Below are 5,477 nucleotides of genomic sequence, written 5' to 3'. Positions count from 1 at the left end.
GCCCGCGGCCGCCAGCTCCCCGCCGTCCGGGCCGTAGAGCACCGTCCATGCCCCGAGGTGCTGGCCGAGCTGTCGCAGCACGGCCGGTACGGGGTGCGGGCGCGCCGCGGCCGTCGCCAGCGACTGCTGTGCCTCGGTGACGCTCCGCAGCTCATGGTGGCGGCGCTCGGCCATCGCGTCCCAGACGGCGCTCGCGACGGCCGTGAAGGTCGTCTGCCGCGGCACCTCGACCAGCGGCAGCCCATGCCGGTCGCACGCCTCGACCAACGCGCGGGGCACGGTGTCGTGCACCGGCGCGATGCCGAAGCCGAGCGCCGCCGCGCCCGCCTGGACCGTACGGGCCACATAGCGGTCCCAGTAGGTGCCGGCGCCCGCCGCCTCCGGGCAGTGCACCCCCGCGCTGAGCAGCAGCTCGCCGCCCAGCAGATATGGGACGGGGTCCTCCATCTCGCTGGTGTGGACGAAGTACACGGGCGTGTCCGCCTCGCACGCCCCCGCGACCTGCCGCAGCCCGAGGGCGGGGTGGCCGAGGAGGGTGGCGAGCGGGACGGGGGCCGTCGGGGGTACGCGGTCGTTCATCACGGCGGGCCTCGCGTGGGGACGGTTCGTACATCCCGGGGATCGGGAGTGGAGGAAACGTACACTTCCCGGTCGCTCCGGCGACACCTAGGGTCTCCGTCACTCCCCACATTTCCCGCACGCCCCGTACTCCCCCGTACTCTCCGCACTTCCGCACTCCCCACGACCCGATCCCCGCGGATCGCCGGGACCTCCCCGATCCCGTGCGGCTCCGCTCGCCCGACCTCCCGAACCGCTACCCGACCCCCGCCGGACCGAGGAGCACCGCCATGACCGCTGTCGACTACACCGTGATCGTCGTCTATCTCGCGGGCATGCTCGCGCTCGGCTGGTGGGGGATGCGCCGCACCACCTCCACCAGCGACTTCCTGGTCGCGGGCCGACGGCTGGGGCCGTTCATGTACTCCGGGACGATGGCCGCGATCGTGCTCGGCGGCGCGTCCACCATCGGCGGCGTCGGGCTCGGCTACCAGTACGGGCTCTCCGGCGCCTGGATGGTCATCGCCATCGGCCTGGGGCTGCTCGCGCTGTCGGTCTTCTTCTCGGCGCGCATCGCCCGCCTCAAGGTCTACACGGTCAGCCAGATGCTGGATCTGCGCTACGGCGGCTCCTCGGGGCTGATCTCGGGCATCGTGATGTGGGGCTACACCCTGATGCTCGCGGTCACCTCGACCATCGCCTACGCCACCATCTTCGACGTGATCTTCGGCCTGGACCGGGTCATCGCCATCGTGCTCGGCGGGGCGATCGTGGTCTGTTACTCGACGCTGGGTGGCATGTGGTCGATCACCCTCACCGACATGGTGCAGTTCGTGGTCAAGACGGTGGGCGTGCTGCTCCTGCTGCTGCCGATCGCGGTGGTGAAGGCGGGCGGCTTCGGCGCGATGAAGTCCGAACTCCCCCATGGCTACTTCTCCCCCATGGGCATCGGCGGCCAGACCGTCTTCACCTATGTGCTCATCTACTCCTTCGGCATGCTGATCGGCCAGGACATCTGGCAGCGGGTCTTCACCGCCCGCGATGACAAGGTGGCCCGCCGTGGCGGCACCGCGGCCGGTACGTACTGCCTGGCCTACGCGGTCGCGGGCGCGGTCATCGGCACGGCGGCGAGGGTGCTGTACCCCAAGCTGGACGCCCCGGACGACGCGTTCGCGACCATCGTCAAGGACTCCCTCCCGGTGGGCGTGAAGGGGCTGGTGCTGGCCGCCGCGCTGTCCGCGGTGATGTCCACCTCCTCGGGCGCACTCATCGCCTGCGCGACGGTGGCCAACAACGACATCTGGGCCCGGCTGCGCGGCCGTACGCTCCGTACCTCCGGTGGCTCCCACGACGAGGTCGGCGGCAACCGCGTCTTCATCCTCATCATGGGCATCGCCGTGATCGGCATATCGGTCGCGCTCAACAATGTCGTCGAGGCGCTGACCGTCGCCTACAACGTGCTGGTCGGCGGATTGCTGATGCCGATCCTGGGCGGGCTGCTGTGGAAGCGCGGCACGGGCGCGGGCGCCCTGGCCTCGGTCGGTGTCGGCGGCCTTACGGTCATCGCGCTGATGGGGTGGAAGGGCATCCTCGCCAACGAACCCATCTACTTCGGGCTGCTGGCCTCGCTGGTGGCCTATGCGGCGGTCAGCCTGGCCACCAAGCCGACCGACGCGGCGATCCTCGACGCCTGGCGGCGCCGACTCGCCGGCGAACCGGCCGCTCCTGCCTCCGAGACCGCCAGCCCGGCCACCGCGGGCGCCTGACACGGCCTCACGCCCCCACACCGGCATCGCCATACCTACCCCCTCCCTCATCCGCGTCTTCATACATCCGCGCCTCCATACGCCCCGTCAGAAAGGCACCAACCCATGCCCACCGCACAGCGCGCGCGTCACGGCGGCGATCTCGTCGTGGAGTCCCTCACCGCGCTCGGGGCGAGCACCGTGTTCGGGCTTCCCGGACAGCACGCCCTCGGGGCGTTCGACGCGCTGCGGCGGTCCGGTCTCACCTATGTGGGACTGCGGGTGGAGAACAACGCTGGGTTCGCCGCCGACGCCTTCGCCCGTGTCACCGGTACGGTCGCCCCGCTGCTGGTGTCCACCGGGCCGGGGGCGCTGATGACGCTCGCGGCGCTCCAGGAGTCGGCGGCGGCTTCCGCACCCGTCCTGGCCATCGGCAGCCAGGTGCCGACCGCGGGGCTCGGCGGCGGGCGCAAGGGCTATCTCCATGAACTCGTCGACCAGAAGGCGTCGTTCCGCGACGTGGTCAAGTCCGTCCACACGGTCCGTACCGCCTCCCAGATCCCCTCCGCGGTCGCCGCCGCCTGGGCGTCCGCGCTGGAGGCCCCCGCCGGGCCGGTGTGGCTGGAGATCCCGCAGGACGTGCTGCTCGCACCGGTCTCCGTGCCGCCGGTGACCTCCCTGCGCGCCGATCCCCGGCCGCTGCCGCCCCGGCCCGAGCTGACGGCGGAGGCCGCGAGGCTGCTGGACGCCGCCGAGCGTCCGGTGATCCTGGCCGGGGGCGGCGTGGTGCGCGCCGGGGCACGGCAGGAGCTGCGGGCGCTGGCCGAGGCGCTGGACGCGCCCGTGGCGACGACCTTCGGCGGCAAGGGCGCGTTCCCCTGGGAGCATCCGCTCTCGCTCCAGTCCTGGCTGGAGGACGCGCACACCACCGAGTTCCTGGAGGACGCCGACGTCCTGCTGGTCGTCGGCTCCGGACTGGGCGAACTCTCCTCCAACTACCATACGTTCCGCCCGCGCGGCCGACTGGTCCAGATCGAGGCCGACCTCGGCAAGCTGGAGTCCAACCACCCCGCCCTCGGCATCCACGCCGACGCCCGCGAGGCGCTGGCCGCCCTCGCCGAGGCCGTCACGCCCCGCCCGCCGGGCACGGCGGCCAAGGCCGCGGCCGGGCTGCTCACCCGGGTACGAGAGCGGATCGACGGGCAGGGTCTGGAACTGGAGCAGCGGGTGCTGGGCGCGGTGCGGGACGCGCTGCCCGATGACTCCCCCAGCTTCTGGGACATGACGATCCTCTCCTACTGGGCCTGGTCGGCCTTCGATCCCCGTGCGGGCGCCCTGCACTCGGCGCAGGGCGCGGGCGGTCTCGGCTACGGCTTCCCGGCCGCCCTCGGGGCCGCCGCCGCTGATCCCCGACGGCCGGTGCTGGCCGTATCGGGCGACGGTGGCGCGATGTACTCGATCGCCGAACTCGCCACCGCCCACCAGTACCGGCTCCCCGTCACCTGGTTGATCGTGGACGACGGCGGCTACGGCATCCTGCGCGAGTACATGACGGACACGTTCGGCGAGGCGACCGCCACCGAGCTGTCCCGCCCGGACTTCGTCACGCTGGCCGAGTCCTTCGGCGTCCCGGCGGTCCGTACCACACCCGAGCGGCTGCGCGCGGACCTCGCCGGCGCCCTCGCGGCCCCCGGGCCGTCGGTCGTGGTGCTGCCCGCGCTGCTGCGGATGTTCCCGCCCACCCACCTCGACCGGCTCGCCGGCGACGGCGCCGACGAGGGCCCCGGACCCGATCAGGGCTGATCGGAGGAAATGGGGGCCACCCGCGCCGAGCCTGGGCGCGGGCCCCCACCCGAGTCCTTACCGTGCCAGTGACCCATTGGCTTCGCGCTCGTTCCCCCAACCGGGGGAATGAGACGATCGCAGGTAAGGCGAGGTGCTCGGGATGGTGGCTCCGCCGGACGACGAGATGCTCGCGGCACGCACCGTGTCGTATGCCTACGGCGGCTCACCCGCCCTCCTCGGTGTCTCCCTCGACGCCCGAGAGGGCGAGATCCTCGCCGTCACCGGTCCGCGGGGCTGCGGCAAGACCACCCTCCTCAGTTGTCTGGCGGGCCAACTCGTCCCGGACGGCGGGGAGGTGTGGTTCAAGGGCGTCCCCGTGCACAGCCTCCCCCCGCTCGGTCTCGAACGGCTGCGGCGCGACCACTTCGGCTGGATCGGCACCGAGCCCCATCTCGTCCCCGAGCTCACCGCCTGGGAGAACGCCGCGCTCGCCCTGATGCTGCGCGGCACCGGGCGGCGCGCCGCGAAGAGCACCGCATGCGAGTGGCTGGACCGGCTCGATGTCGGCGAATACGCCCGGGCACGGCCGGCCGCGCTGCTCCAGTCGCAGCGCCAGCGGGTCGCCATCGCCCGTGCCCTGGCCGCCGGGCCGAGCGTCCTCTTCGCCGACGAGCCCACCGCCCCGCTGCACCAGGCCGACCGTGCCCAGGTGCTGCGCACCCTCACCTCGGCGGCCCGCTCCCACGGCATCACCGTCGTCCTCGCGACCCATGACCAGGAGGTGGCCACCCTCGCCGACCGCACCGTCGCCCTGCTCGACGGGCGCCGGGTGGGCTCGGACTCCTCCGAGGCGGAAGGCAGGGCCGCGTGCTCAGCCTCCGTCTGACCCGCGGTGCCCGCCCATCGGTGCTGCTGCGGCGGTCGCTGGTCACCGTCGCGGCGGCGGGCGCGAGCTTTCTGCTGCTCAGCGCCCTCGGGTTCGCCTCCGGCCATCCGGCCGACTCGCAGGGCGCGGTGGGGCGGCTGCTGTGGTGCCTGGTGCCACTGGCCGCGACCGTGCATCTGGCCGTCGCCGTGGGCCGCGCCGACCCCAGTACCGGGCCGGGGCCCGGGTTCGCCGCGGCCGGGCTCGGCCCCGCCCGTGCGGCACTGCTCGCGGCGGTCTCGATGGCCTCCGCCTGCGCCCTCGGCGGCGTGCTGGCGCTGCTGGTCTTCCTGCATCTGCGTGGCGACCTCGGCTCCTGGCTGGACTGGGCCGGAAGCGGGGCGGACGGCCGGCAGCTCGGCGGCGGTCGGCCGCTGCCCCTGGCCGGCACCGTGACGCTGCTCGCCGTCGTCCCCGTACTGGTGGGCGCGGCGTGTGCGGCTGGGCTGTGGCCCCGGCAGCCA

At 73.2% G+C, this 5,477-nt stretch carries 4 protein-coding genes and 1 pseudogene; 4 read left to right on the top strand and 1 reads right to left on the bottom strand.

The window, feature by feature from the left end; all coding sequences use genetic code 11:
• Positions 1 to 579 (bottom strand): PucR family transcriptional regulator ligand-binding domain-containing protein (locus KN815_RS46065; protein ID WP_216347747.1); only part of this gene is annotated, 579 nt, incomplete at its 3' end.
• Between the two features lie 269 nt (positions 580 to 848).
• Between KN815_RS46065 and KN815_RS46060 the strand changes: the two genes are divergently transcribed.
• The 4 genes and pseudogenes from KN815_RS46060 to KN815_RS46045 all read left to right on the top strand — a co-directional run.
• Entirely contained in the window at positions 849 to 2,324 is a 1,476-nt protein-coding gene (locus tag KN815_RS46060; protein WP_216347746.1) for a sodium:solute symporter family protein, read from the top strand.
• A gap of 105 nt (positions 2,325 to 2,429) precedes the next feature.
• On the top strand, positions 2,430 to 4,106 hold the full coding sequence (locus tag KN815_RS46055) for a thiamine pyrophosphate-binding protein (RefSeq protein WP_216347745.1): 1,677 nt from the start codon (positions 2,430 to 2,432) through the stop codon (positions 4,104 to 4,106).
• A 142-nt stretch (positions 4,107 to 4,248) separates the two neighbouring features.
• A complete protein-coding gene (locus tag KN815_RS46050; RefSeq protein ID WP_216347744.1) occupies positions 4,249 to 4,974 on the top strand; it encodes an ABC transporter ATP-binding protein in 726 nt (241 codons plus the stop codon).
• A pseudogene (locus tag KN815_RS46045) lies at positions 4,956 to 5,477 on the top strand (hypothetical protein); the annotation flags it as partial. The gene KN815_RS46050 and the pseudogene KN815_RS46045, both read left to right, overlap by 19 nt.

It is taken from the genome of Streptomyces niphimycinicus (genome assembly GCF_018883605.1).
In the GTDB taxonomy this organism is placed as follows: domain Bacteria; phylum Actinomycetota; class Actinomycetes; order Streptomycetales; family Streptomycetaceae; genus Streptomyces; species Streptomyces niphimycinicus.
This window is presented reverse-complemented; position numbering and strand designations above follow the sequence as displayed.

Coding starts and splice junctions, on each gene's coding strand:
- KN815_RS46050 (WP_216347744.1), top strand. CDS start 4,249: ATGGTGGCTCCGCCGGACGACGAGATGCTCGCGGCACGCACCGTGTCG.
- KN815_RS46060 (WP_216347746.1), top strand. CDS start 849: ATGACCGCTGTCGACTACACCGTGATCGTCGTCTATCTCGCGGGCATG.
- KN815_RS46055 (WP_216347745.1), top strand. CDS start 2,430: ATGCCCACCGCACAGCGCGCGCGTCACGGCGGCGATCTCGTCGTGGAG.